The organism is Variovorax sp. H27-G14 (assembly GCF_046156345.1).
In the GTDB taxonomy this organism is placed as follows: Bacteria; Pseudomonadota; Gammaproteobacteria; order Burkholderiales; family Burkholderiaceae_C; genus Variovorax.
Map to the genome: position 1 here is coordinate 16873 of NZ_JAYLVN010000009.1, position 20871 is coordinate 37743.

The following is a 20871-nucleotide window of genomic DNA, read 5'->3' on the forward strand; positions in this document are numbered from 1 at the left end:
CCCCTGAACACCATGATCTCCGTTCGCAATCTCTCCAAGTCCTTCGGTACCAACGCGGTACTGAAAGACATTTCGTTCGACGTCGCCAAAGGCAAGACCGCGGTCCTGCTCGGCAAGAGCGGATCGGGCAAAAGCACCATGCTGCGCTGCTTGAACATGCTCGAACGCTGGGACAGCGGGCACGTCGAAATCGACGGCGCGGCGCTGGGCCGTAGCAAGCATTCCGGCGGCGACTGGCGTCGATGGAACGCCCGCGAAGAGGCGGAGGCCCGCCAGCGCATCGGCATGGTGTTCCAGCAATTCAACCTATTCCCGCACATGACGGTGCTGCAGAACGTGATGTGCGGGCCCAAGCGCATCTTGGGCAAGGACGAACCCACTTCGAAAAAGATCGCGCTTGCCCTGCTCGACCAAGTGGGGCTCGCGGAAAAACAGGGCGCATACCCCGCTTTCCTATCGGGCGGCCAGCAGCAGCGAGTGGCCATTGCGCGCGCACTGGCCATGGAACCGACGGTGCTGCTTCTCGACGAGATCACCTCCGCGCTGGACCCCGAACTGGTCGGTGAGGTGCTGGAGGTGGTGCGCGACCTGAAGCGCCGCGGCCTGACGATGGTCTGCGTAACGCACGAAATCCACTTTGCCGAAGACGTGGCCGACCAGGTCATCTTCATGGAGGAAGGCCTGGTCGTAGAGGAAGGCCCACCCGACGTAATCCTTGCGAGCCCGCGCACTGAGCGCTTGCAAAAGTTCCTCACGCGCTTTCACGCGCAAAGCCGCAGCACCAGGACAGTGGCCTGAAGGCAAAGGCGGCATTCCGTTTCCCTCGCTCGTTTCTTCCATCGATCACCAAAGGTTCATCATGAAGTTCAGTGCAATTCGTCAATGGCTCGCAATCGCAGCGACCGTGCTTGCGGCGTGTGCCGCCCCGGCCGCCCATGCAGACAAACTACAGGACATCTTGAAGCGTGGGTACCTGATCGTGGGTACGACAAGCTCGACGCCGCCTTTCGGCTTCAAGGACGACAAGGGTGAACTGCAAGGTTTTGACATCGACATGAGTCGCCTTGTGGCGAAGGCGTTGTTTGGCGACCCGAACAAGATCAAATTTGAACTGCTCACCAACGAAGCCCGCTGGCCCGCGTTGCAGAATGACCAGGTCGACATGGTGGCCCAGTTCGCCACCATCTCGCCGTCGCGGCTGGTGCGCGTGGCGTTCACGCCGCGCTATTTCGACACCGGTATGACCGCCGCGATCCGCAAGGACTCGAAGATCAAGACGCTTGCCGACCTGAACGACCCCAGCGTCACACTGGCCACGCTCACCGTGCCCGAGCAGATCGACCTTGCCAAGCGCATGGCGCCCAAGGCGCAGATCGTCAGCTTCGGCTCGGTCGACCAGCAGGCGCTGGCGCTGCGCTCGGGCCGGGCTCAGGCCTTTCTCGTCGACCTGCCCATCGGCATGTGGTACGGCGCGACCAACGCCGAGATGAAAGTCATTCCAGAAGTGTTCGGCGGTTTCCAGAACTACGGCATTGCCTACAAGATGGGCGAGCTGCCATGGAGCCAGTTTCTCGACGGCTTCGTCACCGACCTGACCACGGGCTATTCGTACATCGAGTACACGGCCATCTACAAGAAGTATTTCAAGATCGCTCCGCCGCCGCAGCGCAGCTACAAGATCCAGACATCGAGCTGATCGACTGATCGCCGGGCGCGTCTGGTGCGCGCTCTTATCTCCGCGGCATTGGCGAGGCCGCTTCATCCCCTTTCGGAATTTCCATGAATACAGTCGCGACTCGCGTCGGCGATCTCCTGGGCGCGATCGACACGCCCGCCCTCATCCTCGACCTGGATGTGTTTGAACGCAACCTGCAAAAGATGGCTGATTTCGCGCGCGACGCAAGCATCCGCCTGCGCCCGCATGCCAAGACACACCGCAGCGCCACCATCGCTGGCCATCAGATTGCCCTGGGTGCCGTGGGACAGTGCTGCCAGAAGGTGGGCGAGGCCGAGGCGCTGGTGCGCGGCGGCGTGCGCGACGTTCTCGTCAGCAACCAGGTGCTCGACATGCAGAAGTTGCGCCGCCTAGCCGGGCTCGCCAAGGAGGCCAGGATTTCGCTGTGCTTCGACGCCATCGAGCAGGTGGACGCCGCCTCACGCGCCGCACAGGAGTTCGGTGTCGAGCTCGGCGCATTGGTCGAGATCGACATGGGCATGTGGCGCTGTGGCGTGCCCCCTGGTGAGCCCGCCGCAGCATTGGCCCAACGCATCGCCGCATCCCCGGGCCTGCGCTTCGAAGGCCTGCAGGCATACGAAGGGAAGGCGCAGCACCTGAAGACCTACGCGGAGCGCGCCGCAGCGATCCACGTGGCGTCGGAAGCTGTGCAGCAGAGCATCGACGCCATTCGCGGGGTGGGCCTGGAATGCAAAGTGATCGGCGGAGGCGGTACCGGCACCTTCATGTTCGAAGGCGCCTCCAGGCTTTGGACCGAGCTCCAATGCGGCTCGTACATCTTCATGGACGGCGAATACGCCGCCATCGAAGGAAACGATGGGCACCCCTACGCAGAATTCGAGCACAGCCTGTTCGTACTGTCTACCGTAATGAGCACGGCCGGCAAGGGCCGCGTCATCGTCGACGCGGGCCTGAAGTCTTACACGCTGGAAAAGGGCTTGCCAACCATCGAAGGCCACCCCGACGCCCGCCTCGTCGCAGCCTCCGATGAACACGGCACGATCGCACTCCTTACGCCAGACACCAAGATCTCGCTGGGTACCAGAATCAAGCTGATTCCATCGCACTGCGATCCGACCGTGAATTTGCACGACCAGTACATCTGCGTGCGCAACGGCCGCGTCGAAGCAATCTGGCCTGTCTCCGCGCGTGGCGCGAGCCATTGAAGAACAAGGCAACTCACATGACCTCCCCTGACTACCCCGACACGCTGCTGATGATCGACGGCGAGTGGCAACCGGCCGCTGACGGAAACACCATGCCGGTGCTAAACCCGGCCACCGGCCAAGTGATTGGCCACGTCGCTTGCGCCGGCATTGCCGACCTCGAGCGTGCCGTGCAGGCCGCGCACCGGGGCTTCGGGCTCTGGCGCGCCGTGCCCGCGATACAGCGCGCGGCAACGCTGCGCAAGGCTGCGTCGCTGCTGCGCGAACGCGCCGCGTCCATCGCCCACGTCTTGACCACCGAACAAGGCAAGCCGCTGTCTGAATCGACGATGGAAGTGCAGTCGTCGGCTGACGTCATCGACTGGTTCGCCGACGAGGGCTTGCGCATTTACGGGCGCATCGTGCCCCCGCGCAACCCCGCCATGCAGCAGTTCGTAACCAAGGAGCCCGTGGGCCCAGTCGCGGCCTTCACGCCGTGGAACTACCCGATCAACCAGATCGTGCGCAAGCTGTCGGCCGCGCTCGCCAGCGGCTGCTCGATGCTGGTAAAGGCGCCCGAAGAAACGCCGGCATCCGCCGCCGCGCTCCTGCAGGCCTTTGTCGATGCAGGCGTGCCCGCTGGCGCTGTCGGGGTGGTGTTCGGCGACCCGGCGCAGATCAGCGACTACCTTATCGCGCATCCGCTCATTCGCAAGATCACATTCACCGGTTCGACCGGGGTTGGCAAGCAGCTTGCGGCAATGGCGGGGCAGCACATGAAGCGTGTCAGCATGGAGCTCGGCGGCCATGCGCCCGTCATCGTGGCCAGCGACGCCAACGTGGCGCTCGCTGCCCACTTCATGGGACCCACCAAGTTCCACAACGCCGGCCAGGCCTGCGTATCGCCCACACGCTTTCTGGTGCACAACAGCCTGCGCGACGCATTCGAAGGCGCGATGGTGGCGTATGCGAAGAGTCTCAAGCCCGGCGACGGGCTCACCGAAGGCACCACACTCGGCCCGCTGGCCAACGCGCGCCGCGTCGCTGCGATGGAACGCGTGGTCGAGGATGCAGTGCGCTGTGGCGCCACGCTCGCCGCGGGCGGCAGGCGGCTCGACATGCAAGGCAACTTCTTCGAGCCCACCGTGCTGACGGACGTGCCGCTGCAGGCAGACGTGTTCAACAACGAGCCGTTCGGCCCAGTCGCAGCCATTCGCGGTTTCGACGACATCGAAGAGGCCGTCGCCGAAGCCAACCGGCTGCCCTACGGACTGGGCGCCTATGCGTTCACACAGTCGATCTCCCACGCGCGCCGCATCTCGCAGGCACTCGAGGCGGGGATGGTGTGGATCAACCAGCCGCCCACGCCTTTCCCCGAGATGCCCTTCGGCGGCGTGAAAGACTCGGGCTACGGCAGCGAAGGCGGCCCCGAAGCGCTCGAGGCCTACCTGGTCACCAAGGCCGTGTCCATCATGTCGCTTTGATCCGGGACCTGGGCGAGGGCCGGGCCCCCACCGCGGTTCAGCGATTGACGTCCACCACCACCCGACCGCGAACCTCCCCGCGCAGCAGTTCCGGCGCGACTTCCAGCGCCTGCGCCAGTCCGATCTCACGCGTGTTCCCTTCGATCACGTCACCAGGCAGCTCGTGCGACAGGCGCGTCCACGCAACCATTCTTCGCTCGAAAGACGCGTGAACACTGTCTACGCCTTCCAGCGCTACGCCGCGCAGGATGAAAGGCGCCACGCTGGCCGGAAGCTCCATCCCTTGGGCCAGCCCGCAAGCGGCCACAGCGCCACCGTAGCGGATGCCCGCCAGAACGTTCGCCAACGTATGACTTCCAACACAGTCGACCGCACCGGCCCAGGACTCCTTCTGCAAAGGCTTGCCGGGCTCGCTCAGCCCTCGCCTGTCCATCACGCAGGTGGCGCCAAGTTCCTTGAGCCGGGGTGCCTCCTCCAGACGTCCGGTCGAGGCCGTCACGGAATAGCCAAGCCTCGACAGCAGCGCAATGGCGACGGTTCCTACCCCACCATTCGCACCGGTGACCAGAATGACGCCTGCCTCTGGCCCAATCCCGCGCGCTTCCAATGCCATCACCGACAGCATGGCGGTGTACCCGGCGGTGCCGATGCACATGGCCATGCGCGGCGACATCGTAGGCGGCAGCGGTACCAGCCAGTCGGCGCGCGCGCAGGCGCGTTGCGCCAGCCCGCCCCAATGCGTTTCGCCCACGCCCCAGCCATTGAGAAGCACCCGATCGCCAGGTTGGTAGCGCGCATCCGCGCTGTGTTCGACGGTACCGGCGAAGTCGATGCCCGGCACCATCGGAAACTTTCGCACGACCGGCGACTGGCCAGTGATGGCCAAGGCGTCCTTGTAGTTGAGTGTGGAGTACGCAATTCGAACTACAACGTTGCCGGGTGGCAGCTCGTCGTCGCCCAAGGTAGCCACGTCAGCCAGTGTTGCCCCCGTTTCGTCTTTGCGAAGCCGGATCGCTCGAAATCGCTCGACAGGCGCAACCTGAATGCGCCGAGTCGTCACTGCACGCTCCACTTGTCGGGCACCCAACGAAGCCCCGATGCGTTCGTTCATCATTTCCGTCGTGCCGTCGGCCATGCAGAGTGCCTTGGCGGCGATCAGTTTGGCCACAAGGCCGCGCGCCTCGCCCATGCCCGTGGCGCCCATCGACTGAATGCACACCGCAACACCGTTGAGGCATTGCTCACCCGCAAACTTCTTGGCCATTGCAGCCGCAACGACAGCCCCGATGCCTTCGTTGTCCGCAAGACGTGTCGCCCGCAGAGTGAGCAACTCCATGTTCTCGAGCGTCAGACTGACGTCCACGAGATTCCAGCGCAGGCCTTGCTGTTCAAGCACTGGTCGCCCGAACGCCATGCGGGACGATGCATAGGCCACCGCGTCGTGCAAGGCGGTGGACAGCAGGCCACATGCCACGGCCGCCACGTGCGTGCGCGCTTTGTTGACGCTAGCCATCGCCATTCGAAAGGCTGCCCCGGGCGCGTAAAGCACATCGCTGTCCTGCACCCGGTACTCGTTCAGCGCAAAGCCACCAATTCCGGCTGGCGCCAGTCCGTGCACTGGATCTTCGGGAATGCGCGTGCAACCCGCCTTGCGCAGGTCGACGATGAAGCACGCGATGCCCGCAGTGCCGATAGTGCGATCTGTCTGCGCGAACACCAACGCTACTTCGCAACCTCGCGCATTCGCCACCCAGCGCTTTTCACCGTCAAGCACCCAACCGCCGTTCACCTTGCGAGCCCTGGTGCGGATGGCCCCAAAATCGCTGCCCGCCTCGCCCTCCGACATGGCCGTGCATCCGATCAGATCGCCGCTGAGCAAGCCCGCCAGCCACTTCTCGCGCGCTTCATCAGAAGCGCCGAGCGCAATGCGCAGGGCGGCGCTGTGGTGATTGATGAACGCGAAGGCCAGCGAAAAATCCGCTTTTCCAAGTGTCATGGCTGTGCGTATGCGCGAGCCGAAGCTCAACCCCAAGCCGCCCAGGGACGCGGGCACCTCGATGCCGGCGAGTCCTTGCCTGCAAGCGTCACGAATGAGCTCACCCATCCAAATTTGGGCGTGCGTCGCACTCGCGATCTGCGCTGCGCGGGTGGCGGCGAACGCGGCCACGCGCGCCTGGAAGTCCTGCTCGACCGGTGCGAGCGATTGGTCGAATTCCTCGATGATGTTCATGACTCAGAGCGCACCCGGAATCTTGTAGCTGCGCTGCGGCGGCGGGTCCATCTTGAAATACTTCTTGTAGATGGCCGAGTACTCGATGTACGAATAGCCCGTGGTCAGGTCGGTCACGAAGCCGTCAAGAAATTGCTTCCAGCGCAATTCGCCAAGCTTGTAGGCCAAACCATAGTTCTGGTAACCGCCGTAGACCTCGGGCACCACCTTCAGGTCGGGGTTGGTGGCCGCGTACCACATGCCGATGGGCAGGTCGACGAACAGTGCCTGCACGCGGCCCGAACGCAGCGCCAGCGACTGTTGGTCGACCGAGCCGAAGCTCGACACCGTGGCCTTGGGCGCCATGCGCTTGACCAGGTCGATCTGCTCTGGAACCGTCAGCGTCGCAATGGTCACGGCCGGGTTGTTCAGGTCGGCCAGCGTCTTGATCTTCGAGTCGCTCTTGATGACCACTGTGATGCCGGTGTCGAAGTAGCGCGGCGTGAAGCCCACGCGCACCAGCCGCGACGGCGTGATGGTGGCCGAGTGCGCAAGCATGTCGACCTGGTCGTTCTGCAGCGCGGGCCAACGCGTGTCGTTGCTCACCAGCTCGAACTTGATCTTGTTCGGGTCGCCGAACAGCGCCTTGGCAATGAGCCGGCTCAGATCCACGTCGAAGCCGCGCAGCTCGCCTTTCTCGTCCTTCCAGCCGAAGGGCGGCGTGGCGCTCGTGGTGCCCACGATGAGGTAGCCGCGCTTGAGCACGTCGTCAAGCTTGTCTGCATAGGCCAGGACGGGCGCGGCGCTGCTGAGCACCGCGGCCATTGCGCCGAAGGCGCGAAGCAGTTGCATGAATTTCATGGGGAACTTCAAGTGAGGAATTGGAAAATGAATTGTTCGATTCATCAGTCGTGCTGTCTTCTGCGATCCTGCTGCGGACGGTGCAAGCGTTCACAATCGTGCGCGAGCGTGTGGCCATGAATGCGCGCCCCGCTCTGCTGGACGCCGCGCACAGGGTGCCCTCGGCCTCGGCGCACGTGCGACTGTCCATCCTCCACGTGAACGGACCCGACTACGCCATGGCGCGCTCGGATTGCCTGCGCATCAGCCTCAACATCGGGCCGGCGTTCAAGACCGAGACCATCGGCCCTGGCCTGAACGACGTGCTGTTCTGTGACAGGAACGGCCTGCTGATCACACCGCCCGACCTCGCACTGCGCCACCGTTCGACCCATGTGCGAGAGGCCGGCAAGGCACCGCCGCCAGCACGGCTGGTGGTGTTCGTCATCTCGCTGGAGTTGCTGGCGGCGTGCTGTGTAGAGCGCGGCATCCGGCACGGTGAGTTCGTGCTCGCGCACCAGGCGATCCTGCCGAACAGTGTGCTGCTCTCCCTTGCGCAGGCGCTGCTGGCGGACCTCAGCGAAGGCAGCCCCGACGGGGCCGCCGAGACCGAATTTCTGGCCAAAGCATTGCTCGCACGCATCGCGCGCCAAGCGCACCCGCCCGCACAACCCGTCGGTGAACTCAACCCGGTCGTTGCGGTGCAGCGCCATATCGATGCAAATCTGACCACGCCCTTGCTCCTTGCCGAACTGGCCACCATCGCGGGCATGAGCCCGTTTCACTTCTGCCGCGTGTTTCGCGATGCCACGGGTAAGTCGCCGCACCAGTACATCTTGAACGCCCGCGTGCAGGCTGCTTGCCGGCTGCTGTGGACAGCCGGCGAAAAAGGAGAGAAGAGCGGCAAGCGCATCCTGGACATCGCGCTGGCCTGCGGCTTCGGGTCGTCAAGCCACTTCTCGACTCAGTTCAAACGGCATATGGGCAAGTCGCCATTGCAATGGCGGGCCAGCCAGCGTTGACTGTCGCAATCAACGAACGGTGCGCAGCGCGGCAGCGAGGGCTTCAAGCTCCTGCGGTGTGTTGTAGTAGTGCGGCGAGGCGCGCAACACCGTGGGCAGTTGCCTGGCCAGGTGGTCGAGCAAGGCACTCGACGGCTTGGAGTGACTGACGTTGATGCCCGCTTTCAACAGCTGCACGTTGACCGATGCCGCGTCGCGGCCCCGCACGGAGAAAGATACGATGGCCGACAACACGGGGCCGGGGTCGTGCAGCTCGATTCCCGGCAGGTCTCGCAGTAGGTCGCGCAACGCCGACGACAGGCGCCTGCAACGCAACTCGGCTTCTTCCAACCCGACCGCCAGCGCATAGTCGACGGCCGCGCCCAGGCCCAGGCGTGCGGCGTAGTTGTTCTCCCAAGTCTCGAAGCGGCGCGCGTCGGGGCGAAGCTCGTAACGCCCCGGCGCCACCCACACCGCACCGAAGTGATCGATCATCGGCGGCTCCAAGTCGCACAGCAGTGACTTTCGTACGTACAGGAAGCCGGTGCCCCGCGGCCCGCGCAAGAACTTGCGGCCGGTCGCAGAGAGCATGTCGCAGCCCAGGCGTTCGACATCGACCGGCGTCTGCCCGACAGCCTGGCAGGCGTCCAGCAGGTAGGGAATGCCGTGTGCGCGCGCAATCTTGCCGACCTCCTCGGCCGGGTTGACGAGGCCGCTGTTAGTCGGCATCCACGTCATGGCGATAAGGCGCACGCGGGCATCGATCATGCGTTCGAGCGCAGCCGAGTCCAGCACGCCCTGCGCGTCGTCCGGAATCACGTCGATCACCGCGCCGGTGCGCTGCGCGACCTGCAGGAAGGCCACGTAGTTGGCGGCGTACTCGGCCCGGGCCGTCAGGATGCGGTCGCCCGGCTTGAAGCGCAGTGCATAGAACGCCATCTGCCAGGCCACCGTCGCGTTCTCGGTCAGCGCGATTTCCGAAGGCGATGCGCCCACCAAGTGCGCGACGCTGTCGTACACCGCGGCGAGTTCCCCCGACGCTTCGTAGGCAGCCTCGTAGCCGCCGATGTCGGCCTCGCGCCGCAGGTAAGCCACCATCTTCTCGAGCACGGGGCGCGCCAGCAGGCCTGCGCCGGCGTTGTTCAGGTGAATGCGGTTGGCGACGCCGGGCGTGTCCAGGCGCAAAAGTTCGAGGTTGAAGACCTTGTGGTTCACCTAAATTCCGTTTCAATCAAACGCCGTCAGACACTGGAACGCCTCTCAGGATTGTCTGAACTCACCTAGCGCATGTCTTTCCAAATCCTGCGCATGCCCGCCAATTCTTCAATAATTTGCCGCTGCTCCTTGCGCACGTTTTCGCTGAATCTGGCCTGCGCTCGCAAGAATCGAAACGACAGGGCTGCCGGCCGCAGCGGAAAATTCTGCCGCAAGGAGCAACCGTCATGCAAAGAAATAACATTGTCGTTCTCGGCGCCGGCTCCATCGGCGCTTTCGTCGGCGGCAGCTTGATCGCCGCGCTTGCGGATGTCAGCCTCATCGGCCGCGCAGCCATGCGTGGGCGCATCGAATGTCACGGACTGCTCATGTCCGGCGCTCGTGGCTGGGAAGCCCGCGTGCCCCATGGCATGGTGCGTTTCTCCGAAACACCGGAATCGCTGTGCGATGCCGACCTGGTGATCGTTGCGGTCAAGAGTGCGGCGACGGCGGCTGCGGCGAAGCAAATCTTTGACCTCGCGCCCAGAAGGGCCCTGGTCGTGAGCTTTCAAAACGGCATGGACAACGTGTCGCAGTTGCGCAGCCGCTTGCCATACAACGTTGTCCTGGGCGCAATGGTTCCGTTCAACGTGGTGCAACTCCCCGATGGCCGCCTTCATCGCGGGACGACGGGCGACATCGTGGTCGAGGACCATCCGCGGTGGCAGCCATGGTTGCCTATCTTCAGGTCCGCGCACCTGCCATTGCGCGTTTGCTCGACATTCCGTGAGATCCAATGGGGAAAGCTGATCTTTAACCTGAACAACGCGGTCAATGCGTTGTCCGGCAAGCCGCTGCGAACGCAATTGACGGACCGGGGGTACCGCCTCGTGCTTGCCGCAGTGGTCGAAGAAGCACTCGATGCACTCGAAGTTGCCGGAATTCAGCCCGCTCAGCTTGGCGATCTGCCGCCCGAACGCTTGCCTGCGCTGTTGCGACTGCCAAATGCCGAGTTTGCGCAACAAGGGGGCGTCATGGAGAACATCGATGCCCGCGCCCGATCTTCGATGTGGGAAGACCTGGAGGCAGGACGCTTCACCGAGGTCGAAGAGCTGAACGGTGCCGTGGTCCGACTCGCTCTCGGCCAAGGTCGCGAGGCGCCTGCGAACGCCAAGCTCTGCGCCCTTGTGCATGCTGCAGAGCGCGGCGGAGAACGCCATATCGATGCACGCAGCCTGCTTGACCACCTCGCTCTCCACGGCCCCTCGCTGCATGCCTGACCCGAGCGCTCCGTCATCGCCCTTCTCGCCGCCACTTCACTCCAATGTCCAGCACTTCTCTCAACGCATGGCCGGGCCACGCGCCACGCAGCCTGCCGCTTCCTCAAACCCATCTCTATCGCAACGTCGAAATTGCCGCGTTGCGCTACGGTGAGCGCCCGTTCGTGCTTTTCTACGACTCGCCACTGACGTTTCAGCGCTTCAAGGACGAGACGGAGCACATGGCCGGATTTCTGCAGAGCGAGTGCGGCGTGCGCAAAGGCGACCGAGTGCTTCTCTATATGCAGAACAGCCCGCAGTTCATGCTGGCGTTCTATGCCATTCTGCGCGCCGACGCTGTCGTGGTGCCGATCAATCCGATGAACGTGACCGCCGAACTCGAGCATCTGGCCAAGGACAGTGGCGCAAGAGTCGCGTTCGCGGCACAAGATCTTCTTGAACGCATTCGTCCGCTGCTCGGCGACACGATCGACCGCCTGGTCGTTGCAACCTACAGCGACTACCTTGAGCAACCTACCGATCTGAAAATCCCCGATTTCGTGATGGCGCCTCGAGCGACGTTGGACCATCCGCGCTCGGTAGCGTGGACCGATGCGCTGGCCCAAGGATGCGTCCCGGGGCCTCTTTGCGCCGGCCCCGACGATTTGGCCGTGCTGCCATACACGTCCGGCACCACAGGTCAACCCAAAGGATGCATGCACACGCATCGCACGACCATGGTCAATGCAGTCACTGCGTCTGTGTGGTTCAACACCACTGCCGCGAGTGTGACGCTGTCGGTGTTGCCGATGTTCCATGTGACCGGCATGCAGAGCGGCCTCAACGGTCCGCTGTATGTTGGATCCACAGTGGTCGTCCTGCCGCGTTGGGACCGCGAGGCGGCGGCCGAGAGCATTGCGCGATACCGCGTGACCAGCCTGGGTTTGATCAGCACCATGGCTATCGACTTCATGGCGAACCCAAAGCTTGGCACTTACGACTTCTCCAGTCTGCGTCACGTCGGCGGCGGCGGCGCCTCGATGCCCAGGGCCGTGGCACAGGCAATGTCGGACCGGCTCGGCATTGGATACGCAGAGGGTTACGGACTGTCTGAAACCATGGGCGCCACGCACCTCTGTCCCCCGGGGGGCGACAAGCTGCAGTGCCTGGGCATACCGCTGTTCGACGTGGACGCGCGCGTCGTCGATCCTGATACGTGCGCGCCGGTGGAGCCCGGAGCAGTGGGAGAAATACTGGTCCACGCGCCGCAGTTGATGCGCGGATACTGGAACAATCCGGCGGCCGATGACGTGGCATTCGTCCAAATTGGGGACAAACGCTTCTTTAGGACCGGCGATCTGGCCTCGACAGATGCACAGGGCTTCTTCGTCTTCGCCGACCGGCTCAAGCGCATGATCAACGCGTCTGGCTTCAAGGTATGGCCGGCGGAGGTTGAGAGCAAGCTCTATCAACATCCGGCCGTTCAGGAAGCGTGCGTGATCGCTTCGGGTGATGCGCGTCGCGGCGAAACAGTCAAAGCGCTTGTCGTGCTGCGCCCAGCATTCGCTGGTCAGGTAACGGAGGACGACCTGATCCAATGGAGCCGCGAGCACATGGCGGTCTATAAGTGCCCGCGAATCATCAGCTTCGTCATGCAACTGCCCAAATCGGCAACGGGTAAGGTGAACTGGCGCGCGCTTCAAGATGCCGAGAAAGCCGGGACCAGCTAGCCTGCTTTGATCGCGCACCGCGTCGATATAGCTGCACGATTGCAAAGATCAGTGCCCCGACAGCATTGATTCTTGCAGTGCAGTAACCCGCAACGCGGGCTGTCGGGCGACATCCACCGCGCTGGGAGAGCAACCCGTCACGATCGCAAGGTTGCCCTCTTCTGCCTGATTTTTATCCCTGCAAGCCAAGACCCGCCCATGAACGCTTTCTCCCAACCCGAAATCCAGAAGCTCGTCTCCGCCGAGGAGTGGCAGCTTCGCGTCGACCTCGCCGCCTGCTACCGCCTGGTGGCGCTGTACGGCTGGAGCGACCTGGTCTTCACGCACATCAGCGCGCGCGTGCCCGGCCCCGAGCACCACTTCCTGATCAACCCCTACGGCCTGATGTTCGACGAGATCACCGCGTCCAGCCTGGTCAAGGTCGACCAGCAGTGCAACAAGGTCATCGACTCGCCCTACCCCGTGAACCCGGCGGGCTTCGTCATCCACAGCGCGGTGCATGCCGCGCGCGAAGACATCCAGTGCGTGCTGCACACCCACACCAAGGCCGGCATCGCGGTGAGCGCGCAGAAGAACGGCGTGCTGCCCATCAGCCAGCAGTCGACCTTCGTGCTGGCCTCGCTGGCCTATCACGACTACGAAGGCGTGGCCTTCCGCGACGACGAGAAACCGCGCCTGCAGGCCGACATGGGCCACGCCAACTTCCTCATGCTGCGCAACCACGGCCTCTTGACCTGCGGCAAGTCCATCGCCGACGCCTTTCTGTCGATGTACACCTTCGAGAACACCTGCCAGATCCAGATTGCGGCGCAGTCGGGCGGCAGCGAGCTCACCTACGTGAACCCGAAGATCATCGACGGCGTGGGCCAGGCGATGAAGGTGCAGAGCGGCGGCTTGGGCGGCCGCTTCGTATGGCCCTCGCTGATCCGTAAGCTTGACCACCTGGACGACAGCTACAAGCTGTAGACCGCCCAGTCGCTCTCCGCGCCACGCGGTTGCCATCCGCTGAGCGCGACGCGTGATCGGCGACCCGATAAAAATCGCGGCCGATGCATGGAGGAACCGGGCCCCGTCGAAGCGGCGAGCTTTGACGCGTCGATCGATGGGCCCGCAGATTTTTTTGGCTGCGGTAGGAATCAGATCTATTGCGGATCGTCGTCCAGAAGAGGCTGCGACTCCCGGGTCAGCGTCTTTGCGAGCAGCCTCAGAGCATTTGCCGACGCTTCTGCAGCTTGAGACAGTACCGCCCCGCGCTGATACGCAATTCCGAGATCCATCGAGGGCACGGCGCCAGCCAGTACCGTCCTGCGAATTTTTCCTCCGTCGTGCGACCACGGACGAAACACCAGGTCCGAAAGGATGGTCACGCCAATGTTCTGGGCAACCAGGCTGCGCACTGCTTCGATCGATTTGGTGCGAAACACGACGTTCGGCTTGAGATGGCTTGCGCTCCAGTACCGGCCGACCGTGTCGACGTGCTCGTCCATGTCCAGAAGCACGAACGGCAGGCCAGCAACCTGGCGAAGCGACACCAGTTTTTGGGACGCCAACGGATGTTCGAACGACGTCCAGAGTCGTCGCTCCGATTTCAACAAATTTTCTCGCCGAATGTCCGGAGCCCGCGAAAGGTTAGAGACCAGCACCACGGCAAGGTCGAACTCGCCGCTTCTCAGCCCTTCCTCTATCTCCAAACGGTTGCGCTCCACCGGTTCGAGTTCCACCAACGGCAGTTGGGTACGCATCGCGCCGATGATCCTTGGAAGCATGTATTCGGAGACCGTGTCCGTAATCGCGATTCGCACGCGTCCCTCCACGGAAGACGTGGAATTTCGCGTTTCTTCTACCGCCGACTCAAGGGTGCGCAGGATGTGTTCGGCGTGCCGCAAGAAGCCCTCTCCCTGAACGGTAAGGCGCAGCCCATCCGAATGGCGCGTGAAAAGCGACACCTTCAGCGTCGCCTCGAGATTCTTCAACGACGTGGTCAGCGACGGCTGGCTCACGTAGCAGCGCAAAGCTGCCCGGGAGACCTGCCGGGTCTCTGCGGCCGCCACAAAGTACTGCAGTTGCTTGATGGTGACCGACATAGTTTTGTTCAATATCCGTCTATTGAAAATAGGAATTATGAATCATGCGTCGTAGTTCGTAACATCCGCGCTGCACGCCATGTCAGGCGTGTGACAAGGACGCGATAGTTCCATCGCAGAAGGACAAGCCATGCCATCAATCTCAAAGCCAAAGCCCGGTCTTGAACCCGGCAAGCCTTCTCTTGTCGCCCACCGAGACACTGATGCCAATTCGGGGATGCTGAGCCGCCTGGGTTTGCGATTCACGGCCTGGGCCGAACGCTGGTTTCCCGACGCCTTCGTCTTCGCAGCCATCGCAGTGGTAGTGGTAGCTGCCGCGGCGCTGATCAACGGGTCGAGCCCGCGCGAAGTGGCCAAGTCCTTCGGCGACGGTTTTTGGAGCCTGATTGTCTTCACCATGCAGATGGCACTGGTGGCCATCGGCGGGTATGTCGTCGCGACCTCGCCACCGGCTGCGCGTCTGATCCGGAAACTCGCTGCGCTGCCAGTGTCCGGACGTCAAGCGATCGCATATGTTGCGGCGATCAGCATGATCCTTTCCCTCTTCAACTGGGGCATCTCCCTGATCTTCAGTGCGCTCTTCGTGCGCGCTTTGGCCGGGCGTCCGGATCTCCGCATGGACTATCGTGCAGCGGGCGCCGCGGCCTACCTTGGCATGGGCGCAACCTGGGCGCTTGGGCTCAGTTCGTCGGCCGCACAACTGCAGGCAAACGCGAGCAGCCTGCCTAAAAGCATCCTCGACATCACCGGCGTGATTCCATTCAGCCAGACCATTCTTCTGTGGCAGTCGGTGGTCATGGCCCTGGTGCTGATTGTGGTGTCCGTCGCAATTGCGTTGTTGTCGGCGCCCGGTGCTGCAGAGGCTGTGACAGCGCAAGAACTCGGCGTTGATCTCTCGGACGCGAAGCCGGCGACGGCAACGAACGCACCCCGTCGTCCTGGCGAATGGTTCGAACGCAGCCCACTGCTCACTTTGCTGCTCTGCGCACTGGGTTTCGGGTGGCTGGCGCAGGAGTTCATGGCCAAGAGCCCTCTGATCGCGATTTCGGGATTGAACACCTACAACTTGCTGTTCCTGATGCTCGGCATGCTGCTGCACTGGCGCCCGCGAAACTTTCTGGATGCTGTCTCGCGCTCGGTGCCATCCACCGCCGGCGTGATCATCCAGTTTCCGCTCTACGGTGCGATCGCAGCCATGCTGACCAGTGCCAAGGGCGAAAGCGGTATCACGCTGTCGGATCGGGTCGCACACCTCTTCGTGAGCATCTCCAACGTCGACACTTTCGCCGTGGTGATGGGGGCCTATTCCGCAGTGCTGGGCTTCTTCATTCCTTCCGGCGGCGGCAAGTGGATCATCGAAGCGCCCTACGTGATGCAGGCAGCCAACGACCTGAAGGTGCATCTTGGCTGGGCTGTGCAGGTCTACAACGCAGCGGAGGCTTTGCCCAACCTCGTCAATCCGTTCTGGATGCTGCCGCTACTGGGCGTGCTTTCATTGAAAGCGCGCGACATCGTTGGATTCACGTTCTTGCAACTGCTGGTCCACGCGCCACTGGTTCTCTTCATGCTCTGGTTCTTCGGCCGGACGCTGACGTATATCGCACCGGTCATGCCTTGACAGTCCAAGCCAACTCGAGACGCAAGTGACATCGACGCCTATCAAAGGAACGGAAATCAAGCAGGGCTTTTGCACGCTTTGCCGCTCCCGATGCGGCACGCTGAACGAAGTGCGCGACGACATGCTCGTGTCGGTGCGACCCGACCCTTCGCATCCAACGGGTCAGGCGATGTGCATGAAGGGAAAGTCCGCGCCCGAACTGGTCCATAGCCCGCATCGTTTGCATTACCCGATGCGCCGCACGCGCCCGAAAACGGACTCGGACCCGGGGTGGGAACGCATCGGATGGGACGAGGCGCTCTCGGAAACGGCACGGCGCCTTTCTGCCATCAAGGCCCAGAGTGGCGCGGAGTCGGTCGTCTTCGCCGTCACCACGCCGAGTGGAACGCCCTTGACAGACAGCATCGACTGGATCGAACGCTTCGTGCGCCTTTTCGGCAGCCCGAATATTTGCTATGCGACCGAAGTCTGCAACTGGCACAAGGACTTCGCGCATGCATTCACTTTCGGTTGCGGGATGCCTGCTGCTGACTATGCGGAGGCAGATCTCATTGTGTTGTGGGGCCACAATCCCACCAACACCTGGCTCGCCCAGGCAAGCGCCATTGGGCGGGGTCGTGCCAAAGGCGCGAAGATGGTGGTCATCGACCCGCGTCCCACCGCGTTGGCCAGGCAAGCGGACACCTGGCTCCCTGTGCGTCCGGGCACGGACGCGGCGTTGGCGCTGGGCCTTGTCCATTTGCTGATCGCCGATGCGCGATTCGACGAGCGTTTCGTGCGTGAGTGGACGAATGCGCCACTGCTTGTGCGCATCGACAGCGGACACTTCGTTAGGGAACAGGACGTCTGGCCCAATGCTCAGGGAAATCGCTTTGTGGTGTGGAGTGAAGAGGCGGGCGCTGCGATACCTTATGACACTGGGCAAGCCGCGCTCGGTCAAGGCGCCTCGGGGTTCCGACTGCGCGGCGGCGTGAAAGTTCATACCGCCACCGATCCCATTTTGTGCATGCCGGCTTTCGAGTTCCTGGCCCAGGGTTGCGCCGAATACACACCCGCCAAAGTTGAAGGCATTACCGGCGTCGACGAAGCGTCGCTGCGCGCAGTCGCCGAGCTTTTTGGCAGCTGCCATCGTGTGGCCTACCACGCCTGGACAGGCATCGGACAGCACACGAACGCCACGCAAGCCGAGCGCGCAGTCGCAACTCTTTACGCGCTCTGTGGCAGCTTCGATCGAGTCGGCGCGAATCGAGTGCGCGTGGGCCCTCGCATCAACCAGGTCAACTCGCTCTCCCTTCTTCCCGTCGCACAACGCGCCAAGGCGCTCGGGCTGAAGCAACGCCCGATCGGCCCCCCCGCGCACGGCTGGGTAACGGCACGCGACACCTATCGCGCAATCTTGCAAGGCGAGCCCTACAAAGTGCGCGCGATGATGGCTTTCGGCACCAACCTGCCGGTGTCGCAAGCTGACACCGCGCTTGCTCAGCAGGCGCTCTCGCAGCTCGAGTTCCATGTGCATTGCGACCTCTTCGAAACACCGGCGGCCCGATATGCAGACATCCTCTTGCCAATCAACACGCCGTGGGAGCGCGAGGGACTTCGCGTCGGATTCGAGATTGATGACAGGGCAGCGAGTTGGGTCCAGCTGCGCCAGCGCATGGTCTCTCCACGCGGCGAGGCGCGCTCGGACAATGACGTCGTGTTCGATCTGGCTCGACGGCTCGGCATGGGTGCCGAGTTCTTCGGCGGCAGTCTCGAAGACGGTTGGAACCATATGCTTGAGCCGCTCGGTATCACCGTCGCGCAGCTTCGTGAGCGACCCGAGGGAATCGGCGTTGCGATTGATGCAAGCGAGGAAAAATACGCCCGAACCACCCCTTCGGGGGTACGAGGATTTGACACGCCGACGCGCCGCGTCGAACTCTATTCCGAGACACTCCTGCGCCATGGGCAGCCACCGGTCGCCACGTTCGTAGAACCTGCGGATACGCCGCGGGACGCGAGGTCCACGCGCAATGGCCGATACCCATACGTCCTGAGTTCGGCCAAGAACGGCTTTTACTGCCACAGTCAGCACCGTAGCTTGCCTTCGCTGCGCAAACGCGCTCCGGATCCCACTGCCGAACTCAGCCCCTCGCTGGCGTCGGCAAAGGACATCGTCGATGGTGACTGGATACGCATTCACACACGCATGGGACAGGCGCGCTTTGTTGCGCGGATCACGCCGCGACTTGCAGACAATCTGGTCGTTGCGGAATTTGGCTGGTGGCAAAGCTGCGTCGAGCTCGACAAGAATGGTTTGCCGATAGACGGCGCCTTCAACAGCAACTTCAACGCGCTCATTTCGGCGGACAGATGCGACCCGGTGAGCGGCTCTGTGCCGCATCGCTCGTTTCTGTGCGACGTGGAGCGCGACCCGGCCACCGAGAAACGCCAACGCAAGTGGGCAGGCTATCGCCAGTTCGAGATCAGCGAGCTCCGCTCCGAGGCGGATGGCGTACTTGGCATCAGCTTGCGGGCAGCCGACGGAGGAGAGCTTCCGGACTACCACCCAGGTCAGCACATCGAGATGCAGGTGGAACTGTCGGACGGTACGCAGGTCACCCGCGCCTACTCGCTCACCGGGAAAGCGGAGGTACCTGGCCGGCGCAGCTACAGCGTGGCTGTGCGCCACCAGCGCGGGCGTCCTGCAGAGGCGATCCTCGAAGGTCTCGTGTCCAGCCATCTGCATCGCGCGCTGAAGGTCGGCGACACGCTCGAATTGCGTGCCCCGTCGGGTACGTTTGTCTTGCCGCGCTTTTCGGCCCAGCCGCTCGTCTTCTTCGCCGGAGGCATCGGTATCACGCCTTTCCTCAGCTTGCTCGAGTCGCTGCCTGACGCAGCAGAGGGGCCCACCATCTGGCTTTACTACGCCAACCTCAACCACAAGACGCACGCCTTCAGGGAGCGCCTTGCCCAGCATCGCGCCCGGCTACCCCAGCTGCATGTTGTTGATCACTACAACGCGCCGCTGCCGGAAGACCGTCTCGGCATTGACTATCAGTCGTTCGCCTACGTTGATGCAAACGTCGTGGACGACACACTGATCGCCCAACGTGCGCGCTTCTTCTTGTGCGGGCCGCCCGCGATGATGGATGCCGTGACGGCCGGGCTTGTCGCGAGAGGCGTTCCTCGCTTCGACATATTCAACGAAGTCTTCCGCTCGCCAGCTTCATATCCAACCGAAGGCGACGATCGCTTCACCGTCAAATTTGAACAGGCCGGGGGACGGCCCCAGATTTGGACACCCAAGGAGGGCACGCTCCTGAAGTTCGCCGAGTCACGCGGCCTGCAGCTTCCAAGTGGTTGCCGTGTGGGGCAATGCGAAAGTTGCGCCGTGCGCTTGCTGGCGGGGAAAGTTCGGCATCTGCATGGCAGCGAGCCGGAAGATCCAACCATATGCCTGACATGCCAGGCGGTGCCACTTGAAGACATCGTGCTCGACGTTTAACGGATTTCGTCTTTCTTTCATTTTGATCAACACCCATGAAAATCATTGATGCCGAAAGCACACGACGGGCTTTACCCTTCGACCGCCTGATTCCGGCCATGCGCGACATGTTTGTGGCCGGTTGCGAAGTTCCGCTTCGGCATGCGCACGCGCTCCAACCCGATGCGAACGCACCACCCCAAACGGTGCTGATCATGCCGGCGTGGCAGCAAGACCGCTATCTCGGCATCAAGACCGTGACAATCTTTCCCCACAATGCGACGTTGGGTTTGCCTGGGCTGTTTTCTACGTATGTGCTCTATGACGCGCGTACGGGCGAGCCGCTGGCGCAGATAGACGGCAATGAGATTACATCTCGCCGCACGGCGGCCGCATCGGCTTTGGCGGCATCCTATCTCGCACCTCCCGATGCGCGCAGCTTGCTTGTGATCGGCTGTGGACGTGTTGGCAGCCTGCTGCCCGAGGCCTATCGCGCAGTGCGGCCGATCGACCGCGTGAAGGTGTGGGACCACGATCTATCCGCTGCTGCTGCACTCGCCGAACGGCTGCGTGCGCAGGACATCGATGCCGACGTTGCGCAGGATCTCGCCACCGCCGCGTCCGACGCCGAGATCGTCAGCTGCGCGACGCTTGCTACGCAGCCTGTCGTGCACGGTGCATGGCTGCGCGCCGGCGGGCACCTCGACCTGATCGGCAGTTTTACGCCGCAAATGCGCGAGGGCGACGACGCCTGCTTCCGGGATGCTCAGCTTTTCGTTGATACCCAAGAAGCCTTGATGAAGAGCGGGGATTTGCTGGGACCTATGTCACGTAACGTGTTCGCGGCAGAGGACGTTGCTGGCACGTTAGCCGACCTCACCTCAGGGAAAGCAAAGGCCCAATCCACTGGGACTGGGCGCACCGTATTCAAGGCGGTCGGCACTGCACTTGAAGATCTGGCCGCTGCGATCCTGGTGTTCGAGAGTTGACCAACTCGCTCTCTCAACAGTCCTGAGCGTCCATCTTCCACATGACAAGGATTGAGGCGTGCGCTGAGCCGTCTCACTCCGTTCTGGCGTTCGTCTTGCAGGGAGGACGAGGCGCCC

At 62.9% G+C, this 20871-nt stretch carries 16 protein-coding genes and 1 pseudogene; 11 read left to right on the forward strand and 6 right to left on the reverse strand.

Features of this window, described 5'->3' with window-relative positions; translation table 11 throughout:
• Positions 1–12: 12 nt before the first annotated feature.
• The 4 genes from VLK31_RS20640 to VLK31_RS20655 all read left to right on the forward strand — a co-directional run bounded on the left by VLK31_RS20640 (position 13) and on the right by VLK31_RS20655 (position 4364).
• The gene (locus VLK31_RS20640) at positions 13–798 is read left to right on the forward strand and encodes an amino acid ABC transporter ATP-binding protein (protein ID WP_409170306.1); all 786 of its coding nucleotides are present in this window, start codon (positions 13–15) and stop codon (positions 796–798) included.
• A gap of 61 nt (positions 799–859) precedes the next feature.
• Complete coding sequence (locus VLK31_RS20645) at positions 860–1696, forward strand: transporter substrate-binding domain-containing protein (protein WP_409170307.1); 837 nt, start codon at positions 860–862, stop codon at positions 1694–1696.
• Positions 1697–1779: 83 nt separating this feature from the next.
• Entirely contained in the window at positions 1780–2901 is a 1122-nt protein-coding gene (locus VLK31_RS20650; RefSeq protein WP_409170308.1) for a DSD1 family PLP-dependent enzyme, read from the forward strand.
• Between the two features lie 17 nt (positions 2902–2918).
• Positions 2919–4364, forward strand: coding sequence for an NAD-dependent succinate-semialdehyde dehydrogenase (locus tag VLK31_RS20655; protein ID WP_409170309.1), 1446 nt, complete (start codon positions 2919–2921; stop codon positions 4362–4364).
• Between the two features lie 37 nt (positions 4365–4401).
• Here the strand turns inward: VLK31_RS20655 and VLK31_RS20660 are convergent, their stop codons facing one another.
• The 3 genes and pseudogenes from VLK31_RS20660 to VLK31_RS20670 all read right to left on the reverse strand — a co-directional run bounded on the left by VLK31_RS20660 (position 4402) and on the right by VLK31_RS20670 (position 7434).
• Positions 4402–5409: an MDR family oxidoreductase gene (locus VLK31_RS20660; RefSeq protein ID WP_409170526.1), complete on the reverse strand. Its 1008-nt coding sequence runs from the start codon at positions 5407–5409 to the stop codon at positions 4402–4404.
• A 51-nt stretch (positions 5410–5460) separates the two neighbouring features.
• Positions 5461–6594 (reverse strand): annotated as a pseudogene (locus VLK31_RS20665) (acyl-CoA dehydrogenase family protein); the annotation flags it as partial.
• 3 nt (positions 6595–6597) lie between these two features.
• Positions 6598–7434: a transporter substrate-binding domain-containing protein gene (locus VLK31_RS20670; RefSeq protein WP_409170310.1), complete on the reverse strand. Its 837-nt coding sequence runs from the start codon at positions 7432–7434 to the stop codon at positions 6598–6600.
• 80 nt (positions 7435–7514) lie between these two features.
• Between VLK31_RS20670 and VLK31_RS20675 the strand changes: the two genes are divergently transcribed.
• A complete protein-coding gene (locus VLK31_RS20675) occupies positions 7515–8435 on the forward strand; it encodes an AraC family transcriptional regulator (RefSeq protein WP_409170311.1) in 921 nt (306 codons plus the stop codon).
• Positions 8436–8444: 9 nt separating this feature from the next.
• Here VLK31_RS20675 and VLK31_RS20680 read toward each other — a convergent pair whose 3' ends face one another.
• Both VLK31_RS20680 and VLK31_RS20685 read right to left on the reverse strand, forming a co-directional pair.
• Positions 8445–9629 carry an aminotransferase class V-fold PLP-dependent enzyme gene (locus tag VLK31_RS20680; RefSeq protein ID WP_409170312.1) on the reverse strand — a complete coding sequence of 395 codons (1185 nt, stop codon included), beginning with the start codon at positions 9627–9629 and terminating at the stop codon, positions 8445–8447.
• Between the two features lie 65 nt (positions 9630–9694).
• Positions 9695–9988, reverse strand: a complete 294-nt coding sequence (locus VLK31_RS20685; protein WP_409170535.1) for a hypothetical protein — start codon at positions 9986–9988, stop codon at positions 9695–9697.
• Between VLK31_RS20685 and VLK31_RS20690 the strand changes: the two genes are divergently transcribed.
• The 3 genes from VLK31_RS20690 (at position 9920) to VLK31_RS20700 (ending at position 13563) form a co-directional block, all read left to right on the forward strand.
• The gene (locus tag VLK31_RS20690; RefSeq protein WP_409170527.1) at positions 9920–10888 is read left to right on the forward strand and encodes a 2-dehydropantoate 2-reductase; all 969 of its coding nucleotides are present in this window, start codon (positions 9920–9922) and stop codon (positions 10886–10888) included. The genes VLK31_RS20685 and VLK31_RS20690 overlap by 69 nt on opposite strands.
• Positions 10889–10932: 44 nt before the next feature.
• Positions 10933–12597 (forward strand): long-chain fatty acid--CoA ligase, encoded by a 1665-nt coding sequence (locus tag VLK31_RS20695; RefSeq protein WP_409170313.1) that lies wholly within the window; start codon positions 10933–10935, stop codon positions 12595–12597.
• A 198-nt stretch (positions 12598–12795) separates the two neighbouring features.
• Entirely contained in the window at positions 12796–13563 is a 768-nt protein-coding gene (locus tag VLK31_RS20700) for a class II aldolase/adducin family protein (protein WP_409170314.1), read from the forward strand.
• A gap of 176 nt (positions 13564–13739) precedes the next feature.
• Here VLK31_RS20700 and VLK31_RS20705 read toward each other — a convergent pair whose 3' ends face one another.
• The gene (locus VLK31_RS20705; RefSeq protein WP_409170315.1) at positions 13740–14681 is read right to left on the reverse strand and encodes a LysR family transcriptional regulator; all 942 of its coding nucleotides are present in this window, start codon (positions 14679–14681) and stop codon (positions 13740–13742) included.
• Positions 14682–14898: 217 nt separating this feature from the next.
• Between VLK31_RS20705 and VLK31_RS20710 the strand changes: the two genes are divergently transcribed.
• The 3 genes from VLK31_RS20710 to VLK31_RS20720 are packed head-to-tail and all read left to right on the forward strand — an operon-like array spanning position 14899 to position 20754.
• Positions 14899–16299 (forward strand): short-chain fatty acid transporter, encoded by a 1401-nt coding sequence (locus tag VLK31_RS20710; protein ID WP_409170528.1) that lies wholly within the window; start codon positions 14899–14901, stop codon positions 16297–16299.
• A 25-nt stretch (positions 16300–16324) separates the two neighbouring features.
• Positions 16325–19786 (forward strand): molybdopterin-dependent oxidoreductase, encoded by a 3462-nt coding sequence (locus VLK31_RS20715; RefSeq protein WP_409170316.1) that lies wholly within the window; start codon positions 16325–16327, stop codon positions 19784–19786.
• Between the two features lie 35 nt (positions 19787–19821).
• A complete protein-coding gene (locus VLK31_RS20720; RefSeq protein WP_409170317.1) occupies positions 19822–20754 on the forward strand; it encodes an ornithine cyclodeaminase family protein in 933 nt (310 codons plus the stop codon).
• The last annotated feature ends 117 nt before the right edge of the window (positions 20755–20871 follow it).